The sequence below is a fragment of the Micromonospora sp. MP36 genome (assembly GCF_008119785.1).
GTDB lineage: Bacteria > Actinomycetota > Actinomycetes > Mycobacteriales > Micromonosporaceae > Micromonospora.
Map to the genome: position 1 here is coordinate 1 of NZ_VSFA01000014.1, position 15,860 is coordinate 15,860.

The 15,860-nt window shown below is 72.9% G+C and carries 18 protein-coding genes; 8 read left to right on the forward strand and 10 right to left on the reverse strand.

Going from position 1 to position 15,860, the window contains the following annotated elements; all coding sequences use genetic code 11:
• Window positions 1–154: 154 nt before the first annotated feature.
• From dusB to FXF52_RS13845, 4 genes are all read right to left on the reverse strand, one after another.
• Window positions 155–1,327: a tRNA dihydrouridine synthase DusB gene (gene dusB, locus FXF52_RS13830; RefSeq protein WP_148797241.1), complete on the reverse strand. Its 1,173-nt coding sequence runs from the start codon at window positions 1,325–1,327 to the stop codon at window positions 155–157.
• A gap of 51 nt (window positions 1,328–1,378) precedes the next feature.
• Complete coding sequence (locus FXF52_RS13835) at window positions 1,379–2,758, reverse strand: glycine--tRNA ligase (RefSeq protein ID WP_148797244.1); 1,380 nt, start codon at window positions 2,756–2,758, stop codon at window positions 1,379–1,381.
• A gap of 114 nt (window positions 2,759–2,872) precedes the next feature.
• Window positions 2,873–3,433, reverse strand: coding sequence for a hypothetical protein (locus FXF52_RS13840; protein ID WP_255471929.1), 561 nt, complete (start codon window positions 3,431–3,433; stop codon window positions 2,873–2,875).
• Window positions 3,434–3,458: 25 nt separating this feature from the next.
• Window positions 3,459–3,800 (reverse strand): antibiotic biosynthesis monooxygenase, encoded by a 342-nt coding sequence (locus tag FXF52_RS13845; RefSeq protein WP_148797247.1) that lies wholly within the window; start codon window positions 3,798–3,800, stop codon window positions 3,459–3,461.
• 27 nt (window positions 3,801–3,827) lie between these two features.
• Here FXF52_RS13845 and FXF52_RS13850 point away from each other — a divergent pair, with 27 nt between their 5' ends.
• From FXF52_RS13850 to FXF52_RS41620, 8 genes are read left to right on the forward strand one after another with little or no spacing between them, the layout of a single operon-like run.
• The gene (locus FXF52_RS13850; RefSeq protein WP_148797250.1) at window positions 3,828–4,076 is read left to right on the forward strand and encodes a DUF6703 family protein; all 249 of its coding nucleotides are present in this window, start codon (window positions 3,828–3,830) and stop codon (window positions 4,074–4,076) included.
• Between the two features lie 54 nt (window positions 4,077–4,130).
• Window positions 4,131–5,072, forward strand: a complete 942-nt coding sequence (locus FXF52_RS13855; RefSeq protein ID WP_148797253.1) for a metal ABC transporter substrate-binding protein — start codon at window positions 4,131–4,133, stop codon at window positions 5,070–5,072.
• Window positions 5,069–5,833, forward strand: coding sequence for a metal ABC transporter ATP-binding protein (locus FXF52_RS13860; protein ID WP_148797256.1), 765 nt, complete (start codon window positions 5,069–5,071; stop codon window positions 5,831–5,833). Before FXF52_RS13855 ends, FXF52_RS13860 begins: the two co-directional genes overlap by 4 nt.
• 1 nt (window position 5,834) lies before the next feature.
• Window positions 5,835–6,707: a metal ABC transporter permease gene (locus FXF52_RS13865; RefSeq protein ID WP_148797259.1), complete on the forward strand. Its 873-nt coding sequence runs from the start codon at window positions 5,835–5,837 to the stop codon at window positions 6,705–6,707.
• A 43-nt stretch (window positions 6,708–6,750) separates the two neighbouring features.
• Entirely contained in the window at window positions 6,751–7,053 is a 303-nt protein-coding gene (locus FXF52_RS13870; RefSeq protein WP_148797262.1) for a metalloregulator ArsR/SmtB family transcription factor, read from the forward strand.
• A gap of 46 nt (window positions 7,054–7,099) precedes the next feature.
• The gene (locus tag FXF52_RS13875) at window positions 7,100–7,492 is read left to right on the forward strand and encodes a Fur family transcriptional regulator (protein ID WP_148797265.1); all 393 of its coding nucleotides are present in this window, start codon (window positions 7,100–7,102) and stop codon (window positions 7,490–7,492) included.
• 47 nt (window positions 7,493–7,539) lie between these two features.
• Entirely contained in the window at window positions 7,540–8,145 is a 606-nt protein-coding gene (locus FXF52_RS13880) for a hypothetical protein (RefSeq protein ID WP_148797268.1), read from the forward strand.
• Between the two features lie 9 nt (window positions 8,146–8,154).
• Window positions 8,155–8,325, forward strand: coding sequence for a hypothetical protein (locus FXF52_RS41620; protein WP_187413492.1), 171 nt, complete (start codon window positions 8,155–8,157; stop codon window positions 8,323–8,325).
• A gap of 131 nt (window positions 8,326–8,456) precedes the next feature.
• On the opposite strand, the gene FXF52_RS13885 is transcribed toward FXF52_RS41620, so the two are convergent.
• From FXF52_RS13885 to FXF52_RS13910, 6 genes are all read right to left on the reverse strand, one after another.
• Entirely contained in the window at window positions 8,457–10,406 is a 1,950-nt protein-coding gene (locus FXF52_RS13885; RefSeq protein ID WP_148797384.1) for an acyl-CoA dehydrogenase family protein, read from the reverse strand.
• 283 nt (window positions 10,407–10,689) lie between these two features.
• The gene (locus FXF52_RS13890) at window positions 10,690–11,193 is read right to left on the reverse strand and encodes a DUF6328 family protein (protein WP_148797271.1); all 504 of its coding nucleotides are present in this window, start codon (window positions 11,191–11,193) and stop codon (window positions 10,690–10,692) included.
• Window positions 11,194–11,281: 88 nt separating this feature from the next.
• Complete coding sequence (locus tag FXF52_RS13895) at window positions 11,282–12,025, reverse strand: sugar isomerase domain-containing protein (RefSeq protein WP_148797274.1); 744 nt, start codon at window positions 12,023–12,025, stop codon at window positions 11,282–11,284.
• 82 nt (window positions 12,026–12,107) lie between these two features.
• Window positions 12,108–12,920 carry an aminoglycoside N(3)-acetyltransferase gene (locus FXF52_RS13900; protein ID WP_148797278.1) on the reverse strand — a complete coding sequence of 271 codons (813 nt, stop codon included), beginning with the start codon at window positions 12,918–12,920 and terminating at the stop codon, window positions 12,108–12,110.
• Window positions 12,917–13,741, reverse strand: a complete 825-nt coding sequence (locus FXF52_RS13905; RefSeq protein WP_148797281.1) for an alpha/beta fold hydrolase — start codon at window positions 13,739–13,741, stop codon at window positions 12,917–12,919. Before FXF52_RS13905 ends, FXF52_RS13900 begins: the two co-directional genes overlap by 4 nt.
• 18 nt (window positions 13,742–13,759) lie before the next feature.
• Window positions 13,760–15,721, reverse strand: coding sequence for a zinc ribbon domain-containing protein (locus tag FXF52_RS13910; RefSeq protein ID WP_148797284.1), 1,962 nt, complete (start codon window positions 15,719–15,721; stop codon window positions 13,760–13,762).
• Window positions 15,722–15,860 lie beyond the last annotated feature (139 nt).

Consider the following 15,860-nt stretch of genomic DNA (forward strand, 5'->3'; position numbering starts at 1 on the left):
GCCCCACCAGGGGCCGGCCCTTCGGCACCTTCACCGCCGGCATCCCCAGCGGCCAGCACGTGGTCGCTTTCCCGTGGACCGACGCACCGACATCACACGGCCGGCCCACCACGGGCCGGCCGTTGTCGTCTCGGCACCCGGAGCCGGGTGCGGGTCAGCCGCCGGAGTCGTCCAGTTCGGCGCCGTCGGGCGGGGTGTCGTCGTCCCGGCTGGCCAGCCAGCCGTCCGGCAGGAAGACCTTGCCCGGGGAGTTGGTCCGGCCGCGGGGCTGACCGAGGGTCTCCACCGGGAACGGTACGGCCGGGTCGAGCTTGCCGAGCAAGTCGTCGAACTGGGCCAGGCTGTCGATCATCGCCAGCGACCGGCGCAGCTCACTGCCGATCGGGAAACCCTTGAGGTACCAGGCGACGTGTTTGCGGAAGTCGGTGCAGCCGTCCCGCTCGCCGCGGGCCGGGTTACGGGCGCCGGCCACGAACTGGTCGACCAGCAGCTCGGCGTGGCGCCGCATGGTGACCGCCACCTCGCCCAGGGTCGGCAGCCGCCGCTTGGACCGACCGTTGAAGGCGGCCTCCAGGTCGGCGAAGAGCCAGGGTCGGCCCAGGCAGCCCCGCCCGATCACCACGCCGTCCACCCCGGTATGGGCGACCATCCGCAGCGCGTCGTCGGCCTCCCAGATGTCGCCGTTGCCGAGCACCGGCACGTCGAGCGCCTGCTTCAGGGTGGCGATGGCATCCCAGTCGGCGGTGCCCGAGTAGCGTTGCGCGGCCGTACGCCCATGCAGGGCGACCGCGGCGACGCCGGCGTCCTGGGCGGCAAGCCCGGCCTCGACGTACGTCAGGTGGTCGTCGTCGATGCCCTTGCGCATCTTGACGGTGACCGGCACCCCGGCGGGTGACGCGGCGTCCACCGCGGCCTTGACGAGCCGGGCGAAGAGCCGGCGCCGCCATGGCAGGGCCGACCCGCCACCCCGCCGGGTGACCTTCGGGACGGGGCAGCCGAAGTTGAGGTCGATGTGGTCGGCGAGGTCCCGCTCGACCACGATCCGCACGGCGGCGGCGGTGATCTCCGGGTCGGTGCCGTAGAGCTGGAGGCTGCGCGGCTGCTCCTCGGCGCCGAAGGCGATCATGCGCAGCGTCTTCGGGTTGCGCTCCACCAGTGCCCGGGTGGTGATCATCTCGCAGACGTAGATGCCGCCGCCCTGCTCCCGGCACAGCCGGCGGAAGCCGACGTTGGTGATCCCGGCCATCGGCGCGAGCACCACCGGCGGCCACACCTGGTGTCGCCCGAGGGTCAACGGGCGCAGCGCGGGCAGGGTCGGGGCGGTCACCGCACAAGTGTACGGGGCCCCGACCGACGCGGTCGGGGCCCCGTTACCAGCTCAGCAGCCGGGCAGGCGCTCGATCAGGTAGCGCTCGACCTGGTCCAGCGAGACGCGCTCCTGGGCCATGGTGTCCCGGTTCCGCACGGTCACCGCGTTGTCCTCAAGGGTGTCGAAGTCGACCGTCACGCAGAACGGCGTGCCGATCTCGTCCTGGCGGCGGTAGCGGCGGCCGATCGCCTGCGAGTCGTCGAACTCGACCACCCAACGCTTGCGCAGGTCCGCGGCGAGCTGCTTGGCCTTCGGCGAGAGCGCCTCGTTGCGGGACAGCGGCAGCACCGCCACCTTGACCGGCGACAGCCGCGGGTCGAAGCGCATCACGGTGCGCTTGTCCACGCCGCCCTTGGTGTTCGGGGCCTCGTCCTCGTCGTACGCCTCGAGCAGGAAGGCGAGCACCGCGCGGGTCAGGCCGGCGGCCGGCTCGATCACGTACGGGATCCAGCGCTCCTGCTTGGTCTGGTCGAAGTACGACAGGTCGACGCCGGAGTGCTTGCTGTGCGTCGACAGGTCGAAGTCGGTGCGGTTGGCGATGCCCTCCAGCTCGGCGAACTCGCTGCCGCCGAACTGGAACCGGTACTCGATGTCGACGGTGCGCTTCGAGTAGTGGGAGAGCTTCTCCTTGGGGTGCTCGTAGAAGCGCAGGTTGTTCTCCGACAGGCCGAGGTCGAGGTACCAGTTCCAGCGCTCCTGGAGCCAGTACTCGTGCCACTGCTCGTCGGTGCCCGGCTCGACGAAGAATTCCATCTCCATCTGCTCGAACTCGCGGGTCCGGAAGATGAAGTTGCCGGGGGTGATCTCGTTGCGGAACGACTTGCCGGTCTGCGCGATGCCGAACGGCGGCTTCTTACGGGCGACCGTCTCCACGTTCTTGTAGTTGACGAAGATGCCCTGGGCGGTCTCCGGGCGCAGGTAGTGCAGGCCCTCCTCGCTCTCCACCGGGCCCAGGTAGGTCTTCATCAGGCCGTTGAACATCTTCGGCTCGGTGAAGGTGCCCTTGTTGCCGCAGTTCGGGCAGTTGATCTCCGACAGCGAGGTCGACGGCCGGCCGTGCTTGGCCTCGAACGCCTCCTCCAGATGGTCGGCCCGGAACCGCTTGTGGCAGGACTGGCACTCGGTCAGCGGGTCGACGAACTCGGCGATGTGACCGGAGGCCGCCCAGACCTGGCGGGCCAGGATGACCGCGGAGTCCAGACCGACGACGTCGTCCCGCTGCTGGACCATGGTCTTCCACCACTGCCGGCGGACGTTCTCCTTGAGTTCCACGCCGAGCGGACCGTAGTCCCACGCCGACCGGGTGCCCCCATAGATCTCACTAGAGGGGAAGACGAAGCCCCGGCGCTTGGCGAGGCTGACGACGGCGTCGATACGGTCGGCTGGCATGTTTCCTCCTACGCCGGCTGGCGGTCGGCGGGGGTGTGATGGATGGAACCGGACGGTCCGGGACAACGGTACGACCACCGCGGTCCCCAAGCCCAGCACAATACCGGGGCAGGGTCAGCTCACCCCGCAGACCTCCACGGCACCCGTCTGCTGGTCCGGCGCCAGCGTCACCGTCTGGGCCTCCCGCTTGCCGCCGGCCAGCGTCACGTCCACCGGCACGGTCAGCGTCTGGGTGTCGACCTTGCCCACCCGGTAGCCGGAGATCTGCGGCTCGGTGGCCACCCGCTGCTCGAACTCCGACCGGGACTCGCGGCGGTGGGCGTCGTCGCAGAGCTGGTCGTACGCCTTGGACCAGTTCTTCTGCACCAGCGCCCGGTAGTAGTTGTCGGTCACCGCGCGGCCCTGTTCCTCGACGGCCTGCACGTTGCTGACCGCCAGCCCGACGACGGCGGCACCGCCCCCACCGCAGCAGAGCAGCACGGCGAGCGCGCCGACGCCGAGGCCCAGCCAGAGCCGGGCCCGGCCCCCCTCGGTGGGCGGAGCGGCGAACGGCGGGGCGACCCCCGGGCCCGCCGGCGGCGCGGGGACGCCGGGCTCGGCCGGCGGGCCCGGTACCGGCGGCGCGGCGGACGGCACGGGGTGCGGGGGTGGGGCGGCCGGTCCGGGAGCGGTCATACGCGCCAGGGTAGTGCCCCCGGCCTCAGCGGTAAGGACCTGCGGCCCGATCACTGGCGACGACGACGATCTCGCCCTCGGGCGCGGCGCTGGCCAACGTCTCGTACGCCGAGGGCTCGTCGACGGACTGGGCCAGCAGCGGCACGGCGGTGACCTTGACGTCGAAGCCGCCGAGCGCCCGCCGGTACGCCCCGACGGACTCCCACTCGCTGAGCAGGCACCAGTGCGTCGGGTCGTCCAGCGCCCGCAGCAGTTCCCCGCGCAGGTAGCCGGGGCGGGCGGCGAGGGCGGCGAGCGCCGCGTGCGCCCGCTCGGTGAAGTCGGCCGCGACATCGGTGTCCACCACGAACCGGTTGGTGACCAGCACCCGGGTCCTCCTCGTAGAGTCTGTGGCATGCAGCGTACGCAGCGTCCCCTTCCGGCCCGGCTCAACCCGACCGCGGTGTTCCTGGCCACGCTGGCCCTGGTGCTGGTCGCCCTGTTCGCGCCCGGCCCGGTCGGCGGCGTCCTGCTGCTCGCCCTGGCCGGGGGCCTGGTCTGGCTGATGAGCGTCACCTGGCCGGTGCAGCGCCCGGGGACCCGGGTGCTGCGGCTCGTGATCTTGACGCTGTTGCTCGCGGTCGCCCTGGCCAAGCTGCTCTGACATGCAATCATGCGTTTTTGACAATCAATTTCGTTATCGCGGACAGTTGGTCACATGACCATCCGCACCGCCTCGCACGCCCTCGCCGCAACCGCCGCCGCCCTGCTCGCCCTGGGCGGCGTCGCCGCCTGCTCGGACGGCGGTGGCGGCGGGAGCGATCCGGAGCGGGTCGACGTGGTGGCGGCCTTCTACCCGCTCCAGTTCCTCGCCGAGCAGATCGGCGGGGACGCGGTCAAGGTCACCAACCTCACCAAGCCCGGCGCCGAGCCGCACGACCTGGAGCTCAACCCGCGCCAGGTCGGCCAGGTCAGCGACGCGGAGCTGATCGTCTTCCTCGCCGGCTTCCAGCCGGCCGTCGACGAGGCGGTCCAGCAGAACGGCGGTGACCGCACGTTCGACGTGGCCACCGTGCAGCCACTGCGCGACGCGGCGGCCGGCGGGCACCAGCACGAGGGCGAGGACGGGCACGCGGAGGAGAGCGGCGGAAAGGACCCGCACGTGTGGCTCGACCCGACCCGGCTGGCCACCATCGGCGACCGGCTCGCCGAGCGGCTCGGCAAGGCCGACCCGGACCACGCCGCCGACTTCACCGCCCGGGCGAAGACCCTGCACGCCACGCTGGAGCAGCTTGACGCCGACTACGCCGCGGGCCTGAAGACCTGCCAGCGCCGGGAGATGGTGACCAGCCACACCGCGTTCGGCTACCTGGCCGAGCGCTACCAGCTCGAGCAGATCGGCCTCACCGGCCTGACCCCGGAGAGCGAGCCCTCCCCGCAGCGCCTCGCTGAGGTGACGAAGGAGGCCCGGGAACACGGGGCCACCACCATCTTCTTCGAGACGCTGGTCAGCCCGAAGGTCGCCGAGACCATCGCCCGCGAGGTCGGGGCGAAGACCGCCGTGCTCGACCCGATCGAGGGCCCGCCCGCCGAGGGCGACTACCTCGCGGCGATGCGGGCCAACCTCCAGACCCTGCGTACCGCCCTGGACTGCTCATGAACACACCACTCGTCATCCAGGTCGAGCATGCCGCCGTCGGCTACGACGGCCGCCCCGTGCTGCGGGACGTCTCGCTGGCCGTGGCCGCCGGTGAGGTGGTCGCGGTGCTCGGCGCCAACGGCACTGGCAAGTCGACCCTGATCCGCGCCGTGCTCGGCCTCGTCCCGCTCAGCGCCGGGTCGGTCGCCCTCTTCGGCACCCCGCAGCGCCGTTTCCGGCAGTGGCACCGCATCGGGTACGTCCCGCAGCGGCTCGGCGCGGGCGGCGGCGTACCGGCCACGGTGGCCGAGGTGGTCGCGTCCGGCCGGCTGGCCCGCCGGGGCCTGCTGCGCCCGCCCGGACGGGCCGACCGGGAGGCGGTCGCCGCGGCGCTGCGCGCGGTCGGGCTCGCCGACCGGGCGGGTGACCCGGTCGCCACCCTGTCCGGGGGCCAGCAGCAGCGCACCCTGATCGCCCGGGCCCTCGCCGGCCGGCCGGAGCTGCTGGTGCTCGACGAGCCGACCGCCGGGGTGGACGCGGCCAGCCAGGCGGCGTTCGCCGGCGCGCTGCGCGGCTTCGTCGACGGCGGCGGCACCGTGCTCCTGGTCGCCCACGAGCTGGGGCCACTGCGCCCGCTGATCAGCCGGGCGGTCGTCGTCCACGAGGGCGGGATCGCCCACGACGGCCCCGTGCCGGAGCCGGCCGGCCACCACGCGGACCCTGACCACGAGCACGTGCACCCGCACTGCGACGAGGAGCCCGCCGGACTGTGGAGCATGTGACATGGACCTCTTCCAGTACGACTTCATGCTGCGCGCCCTGGTCGGCGCGCTGGTCATCGGGCTGGCCGCCCCGGCGCTCGGGATCTACCTGGTGCAGCGGCGGCTGGCGCTGATCGGCGACGGCATCGGCCACGTGGCGCTCACCGGCGTGGGCGCCGGACTGCTGCTCAACCGCTCCCCCGTGCTGGTGGCGGTGATCGCGGCGACGCTGGGCGCGATCGCCATCGAGCTGGTCCGCGCGCGCGGCCGTACCTCCGGGGACCTGGCCCTGGCACTGCTCTTCTACGGCGGCATCGCCGGCGGCGTGCTGCTGGTCGGGCTCTCCAACGCCAGCAACGCGTCGCTCAACGCGTACCTCTTCGGGTCGCTGACCACGACGTCGCCCGGCGACCTGATCACCATCCTGGTGCTCGGCACGGCCGTCCTGGTGGCCATGCTGGCGCTGCGCCCGGCGCTCTTCGCGGTCTGCCACGACGAGGAGTACGCCCGGGTCTCCGGCCTGCCGGTCCGGGCCCTCAACCTGCTGCTCGCAGTGACCACCGCGGTGACCGTGACCATCGCCATGCGGGCCGTCGGGGTGCTGCTGATCAGCGCCCTGATGGTGGTGCCGGTGGCCACCGCCCAGCAGGCGACCCGGGGCTTCCGGAGCACCATGACGGCGGCCATGGCGCTGGGGCTCTTCGCGGCCGGAGCCGGGATCTGGGTGGCCGCCACCGCCGACACCGCGCCCGGCGCCTCGGTGGTGCTGCTGGCCATCGGCTCGTTCCTGGTGGTCGCGCTCGTCGCGGCGGGCTGGCGGGCGCTGCGCCAGCGGGCCCGTCCGGCCGGCGCGCCCGTCGTCGAGCCGCACGAGCACGAGGTGGTGCTGCGGTGAGCCCGTCCGGGCCACCGCTGCTGGGATTGGTTACCGTTACGAGGTGACCGCCACACACGGATACGACGCCTTCGAGGGCGCGGGTGACCTGCTGCGCGCCCTGTCGGCGCCCATCCGGCTGGCGATCGTGAGCGAGCTGGCCCAGGGTGAGCGCTGCGTGCACGAGCTGGTGGAGAAGCTCGGCGCCCCGCAGCCGCTGGTCTCCCAGCACCTGCGGGTGCTGCGCGGCGCCGGGGTGGTCCGCGGCTCCCGGCGCGGCCGGGAGATCGCGTACGCCCTGGTGGACGAGCACGTCGCGCACATCGTGGCGGACGCCGTCAGCCACGCCGGGGAGGGCCCGGCATGATCACGCGGGCCACCATCCCCGACGCCGACCAGCGGGAGGCGGCGGCATGACCGAGGGCGCGCAGCGCAGCACCCGGCAGCGGACCGCGGTGAGCGCGCTGCTGGCCGAGGTGGAGGGCTTCCACAGCGCGCAGGACCTGTACGCGATGCTGCGCGAGCGGGGCGAGCGGGTCGGCCTCACCACCGTCTACCGCACCTTGCAGGGGCTCGCCGACGCCGGGGAGATCGACGTGATGCGCCCGCCCGGCGGCGAGCACCTCTACCGCCGGTGCAGCCAGGGTCATCACCACCACCTGGTCTGCCGGGCCTGCGGGCGGACCGTGGAGGTGGCCGGGCCGGCGGTGGAGCGCTGGGCGGAACGGGTCGCCGCCGAGCACGGGTATGCCGAGGTCAGCCACACCCTGGAGATCTTCGGCACCTGCCCGGCCTGCGCCGGCTGACAATTCCGTCGGTGCCGGCGCCGTCGAGCCGTGGCACGCTGTCCGGCGTGAAGATCTACGCCGACCGTTTTCCGACCGCCCTCCGTCAGTTCCTCACCGATCTGCTCGTGGTCGTCTGGGTGTACGCGGCGATCCGCTTCGCGCTCTGGCTGCACGACCTGATCGAGAAGCTGGCCGTACCCGGACAGAAGCTGGAGGGGGCCGGCGGTGGCCTCGCCGACAACCTGGCCGACGCCGGCGGCAAGGTCGGCCGGGTCCCGCTGGTCGGGGACGAGCTGACCGCCCCCTTCACCAAGGCCGCCGAGGCCGCCCGCGCGGTCGCCGAGGCGGGCCGCGACCAGCAGGAACTGGTCGGCCAGCTGGCCCTCGGGCTGAGCATCGCGGTGCTCGTCTTCCCGCTCGGGCTCGTGCTCTTCGGCTGGCTGCCGCTACGGGTGCGCTGGATGCGCCGGGCCGGCGCGGCGCAGGCCCTCGCCACCGCCCCCGCCGGCCGGGACCTGCTGGCGCTGCGCGCGCTCGCCGGCCAGCCGCTCGGCCGGCTGGCCCGGATCGCGCCGGACGTGGCCGAGGCGTGGCGCCGCGGCGACGACGCGACCGTCGACGCGCTCGCCGCGCTGGAGCTGCGCAGACTCGGTCTGCGGGCCGGCCGGTAGGGTGTTGCGGTGCTGTACTTCCTGATCGTCGTCGCCGTGCTGCTGCTCGCGTACGCGGGCGTCCTGGTGAGCTACGTCCGCAAGGGCCGCAAGATCCCGCCGGCCGCGTACCTGGTGCTGGCCGGGTTGAACGGGCTCATCCTGGCCGGCGTGCTGGCCTGGGCGATCGCCGCCTCCTGACCCACCCGGGCGCCGCCCCCTCCCGCACGGATTCACGGAAAGTGTGGTCTCGCGGGGCGGCGAGGCCCCCCACTTTCCGTGAATCCGGCCGCATCAGGTCACCGGCGGAGCCGGGGGCCGGCGCGGGACGGTCAGCCGGCGGGTGGGATGCGGCGGCGGACGTCCGGCGCGGTGGAGGGGCCGGGCTGCCAGCGGGCCACCCACGGCCGGTCGGCCGGCGGCGTCACCACCCCCTCCTCCAGGGCGGCGTACCGGCCGGCGAGGATCCGCTTCGCGGCCGCCACGTCCACCGAGTCGGTGTTGGACCACAGCCCGGTGAACAGCTCGTCGACGCGCAGCCTGGCCTGCCGGCAGAACAGGTCAGCCAGCTCGACGTGCTCCGGGTGCTCCGCCCGTTCGGCGGTGGCCCGTACGCAGACCGCGGCCATCGCGAACAGCTCCGCGCCGATGTCCACCACCCGGCCGAGGAAGGCCTGCTTGCGCTCCATCTTTCCCTGCCAGCGGGACATCGCGTAGAAGGTGGCCCGGGCCAGCTTGCGCGAGGCGCGCTCGACGTGCCGCAGATGGCCGGCGAGCGGGCCGAACTCGGCGTACGCCCGGGGTGCCTGACCCTTGCCGACGGCGAGGGTGGGCAGCCACTTCGCGTAGAAGACGCCGGCCCGGGCGCCCGCCTTCGCCTTGCGGCCCAGCCCGGCGTCGGGGTCGATGATGTCGCCGGCCACCGAGAGGTGAGCGTCGACCGCCTCCCGGGCGATCAGCAGGTGCATGATCTCCGTGGAGCCCTCGAAGATCCGGTTGATCCGCAGATCGCGCAGCAGCTGCTCAACCGCGGCCGGCCGCTCGCCCCGGGCGGCCAGGGACTCGGCCGTCTCGTAGCCGCGGCCACCCCGGATCTGGATCAGCTCGTCGGCGATCTTCCAGGCCATCTCGCTGGCGTAGAGCTTCACCAGCGCTGCCTCGATCCGGATGTCGTTACGGTCGTCGTCGGCGAGCAGGCAGCAGAGGTCGAGCATGCTCTCCATGCCGTACGTGGTGGCGGCGATAAACGACAGCTTCTTGGCCACCGCCTCGTGCTCGCCGACCGGCCGGCCCCACTGAACCCGGTCGGCGGCCCACTCCCGGGCCACGTTCAGCGACCACTTGCCGGCGCCCACGCACATGGCCGGCAGCGAGAGCCGCCCGGTGTTCAACGTGGTCAGGGCGATCTTGAGGCCCTTGCCCTCGCCACCGATCACGTTCTCCTTCGGCACGAACACGTCGTGAAACCGGGTGAGGCTGTTCTCCAGGCCGCGCAGGCCCACGAAGGCGTTGCGCCGCTCGACCGTGATGCCCTCGCTGTCGCCGTCCACCACGAAGGCAGTGATGCCGCCGCGCCGCCCCTCGGCAGCCGGCACCCGCGCCATCACCACCAGCAGCGTGGCGACCGTGCCGTTGGTGGCCCAGAGCTTGACCCCGTTGAGCCGGTAGCCGGTGCCGTCCTCGGTCGGCTCCGCGGTGGTGGCCAGCCGCGCCGGGTCGGAGCCGACGTCCGGCTCGGTGAGCAGGAAGGCGGACACCTCACCGGCGGCCAGCCGGGGCAGGAAGCGCTGCTTCTGCTCGGGCGTGCCGAACATCTTCAGCGGCTGCGGCACACCGATCGACTGGTGCGCGGAGAGCAGCGCGCTGATCGCCGGGTTGACCGAGCCGGCCCGCATCAGCGCCCGGCAGTAGTGCAGATTGCTCAGCCCGAGCCCGCCGTACTTCCGGTCGATCTTCATGCCGAACGCGCCCAGCCGGGCCAGCCCGCGGAACACCTCGTCCGGGATGCGCGCGTCCCGCTCGATCGCCGCGCCGTCCACCTCGGAGTCCAGGTACGCCCCGAACGCGCCGAGGAACTCCTCGGCCCGCGCGACGTCCTCGGCTTTCGCGCGGGGCCACGGGTTGATCAGATCGAGCCGGAACCGGCCGAGGAAGAGTTCCTTGCCGAAGCTGGGCCGGTCCCAGGCCGTCTCCCGGGCCGCCTCGGCGACCTGGCGGGCCTCCTTCTCGGAGACCTGGCCCGCCTCGGTGGGCAGCGGTCCCACCCCGCCCGCCTGATCGATCGCGGCGGCCGTGCCGGCCGGCGGTTCGGCGTCGTCGACGACGGGCTCCGGGTCGCGGCCCGGCGACAGACGCGCCGAGCTGGAGTCGTCGATGGGGGTCACCCGACCGGTCGGGCCCCCGGGTCCGGCGGGATCGGGCCGGCTGTTCTGTGTCGTGGTCACGGCTGCCTCCTGGAGACCTCGGTCCGGCTGCGTCGACGTGCTCGACGAGAACGACGCTACCCCCGGTTGTTACCCAGCGGTAGCCTTCGACGCACGTCCGATTTGGCGGGACCGGCGCCGGTCAGTCGCCGGGCAGCACCACCGGGTCGTCGTCCTCGTCGTCGATGTCGCCGTCACCCCAGTTGCGCCGGGCGAACGGCAGGATCAACCAGAAGACCAGGAACCACACCGCGGTCAGCGCGCTCAGCACCAGGGCGACCGGCCGGCTCAGCACGAAGTCGGTGATCAGCAGGACCGCGCTGACCATCGAGATCAGCATGAAGGCCAGCCCGCCGGTGGCCATCAGGTGGGCGTACCGCACCAGTTCCGGCTTGCGGCCCTGACGGAACAGCGCCCGGTGAAAGGCCACCGGCGAGATGATCATCGCGGTGGCCGCGGCGGCGGCCAGCAGCGAGACGATGTAAACGTGCTTCTGGAAGCCGGTGGTCCGGGTGAAACCATTGCTGAACGGCAGGGTAAGCAGGAAGGCGAAGAGGATCTGCACCCCGGTCTGCGCCACCCGCAGCTCCTGGAGCAGGTCGGCGAAGTTGCGCTGCCAACGCTGCTTCTCGGTTTCCTTGGACACGCGCTACCTCCAGGGAAGACGGTACTGCCGGCGGGGAGCCCCCGCCGGCAGCACGCCTGTGCCCGGTCCGCGCCGTCGCGAAACCGGTTCATGCACCCCGGCGGATCCGGCCGGCGTACCGGGCCTCCAGCTCGGCGTTGTGCTCGTCGCCGCCGGTGATGTTGGCCGACAGGTAGACCGGGGGCCGCTCCCCCGCCGCCAGCAGCCGGGCCACCACCTCCGCCACGACCTGCTGCGCCAGCAGCGCGGCGGTGATCGAGGAGACCGCGCCGACCGCGCCGCCGCCGGGCAGCGGCAGGGTGGCGTCGCCGTACGGGGCCCCGTTGTCGAGCACCACGTCGGCGAAGTCGGCCAGCTTGCGGCCGGACGGGTGGCGCGAGGTCATCCGGGCGGAGTGCGCCGCCGAGGTGATCGCGATCAGCGCGTGCCCGCGTTCCTTGACGATGGACGCGAACTCCACCATCGCGCCGTTCACCCCGGAGTTGGAGGCGAGCACGAAGACGTCCTGCGGGCGGATCGGGGCCAGCTCGTAGAGGCGGTGCGCCACCTCGGGCTCGCGCTCCAGTTTCGGGCCGAGCACGTCGACCGGCTCACCGCCGTACAGGACCAGGTCACGCAGGGCGATCCGGTTGGTGGGGACCAGCCCGCCGGCCCTGCCGGCGATCTCCATGGCCAGGGCCTCCGAATGCCCGGTGCCGAACGCGTGGACCACCCCGTCGGCGCGCAGCGACTCGGCGATCAGGTCGGCGGCCCGGGCCACCCCCTCCCGCTGGCCGGCGGCCACCCGGCCGATCGTCTCGGTCACCACCGCCAGGTACGCCTCGGCGCTCACGCCGCCGCCTCGCTTCGCTCCGCGGCGGCGCGAGGCGCCACGCTGCTGAGCCGGATGGTTCGCTCGCTTCGCTCGCTCACGCTCATAATTCCTCCGTCCGTCGGTTCCGGGCCAGCCAGTCCACCGCGAAGTCGACCGCCACCCGCTGCCTCATCAACCGGCCCGTCCCGTCGCCGACCGGCCCGAGCCCTACCGCACCGGTGGCCTCCAGGTCGACGCCGAGCCGGGCGAAGTCCCCCTCATCGAGGACGATGTCCTCCCACCACACCCACTCGCGGCCACCGTCGCCGGTCAGCACGGCCCCGCCGCAGCGCTGCCGGGGCGGCGCCGGCTGCCGGTACTCCGCCAGGTGCAGCGACGTGTTGCTGTCGTGGCCCACACCGAGCAGCAGGACGTCGGCGTCCAGGTCGTAGAGGCGGGCCAGCGGGGAACCCTCGCCGAGCATGCCGGCCAGCGCGTGGCCGGCGACGATCCGGTCGGCGGCCGGCCCGAGCGCGGCGAACGAGACGTACGGGTGGTCGCTGCGCCGGGCGCCCGGCCAGGTGCGGACCAGCTCGGCCAGGGCACCCATGAACCGGCTCGGCGTCACCGCCGGATCGAAGCCGGGCAGCTCGGCCCGGATGACCGGCCACCAGTCCTCGGGCACCGGCGGGTTCGACCAGCCCGCGGGGTCGCTGTTGTCCGGCGTGTGGGTGGGCACCACGACCGTCCCGTCCCGACCGAGCACATCGCGCAGGGCGAGCAGCACCGCCTCCGGCCCGCCGCAGAGAAAACCCAGCGGGCCCAGCGCCGCGTGCACCAGCACAGTCCCGCCGGGGCGTACGCCGAGGGCGCGGAACTGGGCGGCGAGCGACGCGCGGGTATGCGGCCGGGCCGGTGCGGCGCCGGCGATCATCGGCCCACCCGGGCGAGGATCGCCGCGGCCAACGGGGCGGGCGCCTCGTCCGGGATCCAGTGCGTCACGCCGGACAGTTCGACGAACCGGTAGTCGCCGGTCACGTGCGCGGCGCAGGACTCGGCCGCCGTCCGGCCGATCGCGATGTCCCGGTCGCTCCACACGAAGGTGGTCGGCACGTCCACCGGCCCGACGGCCTTCAGGTCCGACCCGGTCATGGCCCGGTACCAGTTCAACGCGGCGGTCAACGCGGCCGGCTCGCGCATCGGGTCGGCGTAGCGGGCCACCCGCGCGCGGTCGCCCACCCCGCCGAGCATCCGGCGCAGCGCGGTGGCGTCGAGCGCGAGCAGCACCCGCTCCGCCTTGCCCGGCTTGCGGAACAGCGCGATGTACGCGGAGCGGGCCTTCTGCCGCGGGTCGGTGGCGAGCGCGTGGGCCATCGCCGCCGGATGCGGCACCGACACCGCGGTCAGGGTGCGGACCCGCTCCGGGTGCACCGCCGCCAGACCCCAGGCCACGATCGCCCCCCAGTCGTGCCCGACCACGTGCGCGGCCTTGACGCCGAGCGCGTCGAGCACGCCGGCCGCGTCCGCCACCAGCTCCGGGATCCGGTACGCCTCGACCGCCGCCGGCCGGGCACCCGGCGAGTAGCCGCGCTGGTCTAGCGCGTACGTGCGCAGCCCGGCGGCGTGCAGCGCGGGCACCACCCCGTCCCACTCGCCGCCGTGCTGCGGGAAGCCGTGCAGCAGCAGGACCGGGACGCCGTCCTCGGGACCGCAGGTGCGTACCTCGAACGTCAGACCTCGCGCGTCGACCCGCATGATCGGCAGCGTCCCTGATCAGCTTAGTGATCTTGAGTCGGATTGGGTTTCCGGGATCGTTTCCCACCGTGGTGGTGTCGCGTGGGCGTGGAAGTGGAATCCTGCGCCCAGGGCGGCTCCGCGTGGCTGGTGGCCGGGGGTGGGTGTGCTGGTCGTGTTCACGCCCTGGTGTCGGTGGGCTGCGCGGGGCAGCTTCCGGTCCGTTGGTGCGTGTCCCTCCGGACGCTTTCCCGCTCGGCGGTGGGGCCGGGTGGGGGAGGGTGCCCTGCGTCGCCTGGGCGCGGGGCGTGGTGCCTTGCGCCGGGTGGGGCCGGTCTTCGACCGGTCGGCCCGGCGGGTCTTCGTGATGACCGCGGAGGCTTCGAGTTTGTCGACCACGGCGCGGATGACCATGTGCCCGGTGGTCTTGTCGGTGACGGTCTTGGCCTGGTGGGTGAGGCCGCGGGCGGCGATGCGCCGCCAGGCACCGTGGTCGCGGTCGCCCTCCCAACGGCAGGACTGGTGGGGGCAGACGGCCCACTTCCAACCCGCCACGGTCGGCTTATCCGGGGCCTTGCAGTGCCGTAGCGGGGTCAAGCATTGCGGGCAGTGCTTCGAGGTGTTGCGGGCAGGCGTGGTGACGACGGCGATACCCGCCTCGGCGGCGAGGTGTCGCATCCGGTCGACGATCTGCCCGCGCACCTGCTGGGACAGGCGGGTGTTGAGGGTGGCGCCCATGCCCTTGGCCTCCAAGGACCGCAGGTCTTCGACGTAGATGACGGTCGCCCGGGCGGCGATGGCCTGGTCGACCGCCCAGCGGGCGGCGGCCCACGCGAGCGCGGCGTTCAGGTTGGAGCGGCGGTCGGAGACGTGGCGGATCTCGTCACGCAGTACCGCAAGCTTGCCGACGAGGTGATGCCGCTCGTTGCCGCCAGCGAGGCGTTGGTAGTGGTCGGCTTTGGCGTGCAGCCGCTCACCGTGACGGCGCAGGCGGTGCTGTTTCGCGAGGACCCCGGCGGCCCGGAACTGACCACCCGCCCCCAACGCGGTGATCCGCCCATCCTCGTGCAGGCGCAGGGCTCCCGCGCTGAGGAGAGTGTTCAGACCCCAGTCCACCCCGACCGCCACCGTGTGACCGGCGCGCCCGGCCTTCGGCACCGGATGGCTGTATGCCATATCGGCGCGCACCTGCCGGCCGGTGACCCGGAGGGTGGGCAGGTGCACCACCGCGCCCGCGGGGACCGTGGGCGGCAGGCTGATCGGACAGGCCACCCACGTCCAATCCCGATACGATCGCGGATCCGGACGTGAGGGAAGCTGCAACCGCAGCAACACCCTCCGAGGGTCGGTGTCGCCGCGTTCGATGGTGGCCTGCTGCCGGTCACACGCGGCCAGCAACAGCATCCGCGGGACCCTCGGGACGCCTTCCAGCTCGAACACGTCCACCGGCAGACGGCCATTGACGGCACGGAACCTGGCAACCTGCCGCGTGCGGGACTTGATGACGCTCGACGGCAGATGCTCCCCGCCCGGAACCGCCTTGCGTACCTGCTCCCACTCCTGCGCGGTGCGCTGACGCGGATCGGCCGGCCACGTCGCCAGCACCCCGCCGGTCAGGCCAGCACGCCACGACGCCGAGCGCAGAATGCGGCCCGCCTGCTCCTGGGCCATCCGCACGATCCGGTCATTGACCCTCACACCCTCGGCCGTGGTGACGGTCCAGCCCAAACGCCGCAACGCCATCCACGCGTTCGACGGAAGCTTCCGGCCCCCCGCGTCGTGTCCGGAGGCCAACACCTCCGCATCCGCGGAGTTCCAGCGCTCAACCAACAGGCCGGAGACCATCCCCGCCACCAGATCGGCACACCAGCCGATCCGTTGCGCCAGCACCGCCTGCGGCAGGACCTCACCGGTCTCCTCGTCCACCCCTGATCGGAGCAACGTGCGGGCGCAAGCGGTGCGGGAGGCCTCGCCCTCAGCCAGCGGCAGCTTTCCGGTCACCGGCTCATCGCCTCGACATCGATCCAGGAGAACCCGCGATCACGACCGGCCCACCTCACCGGAATCTCCCCCGAACCAGCCCAAAGACGAAGCGCCACGGTCCACACGGCTAACCTATGATCACCGACGATTCCTATCA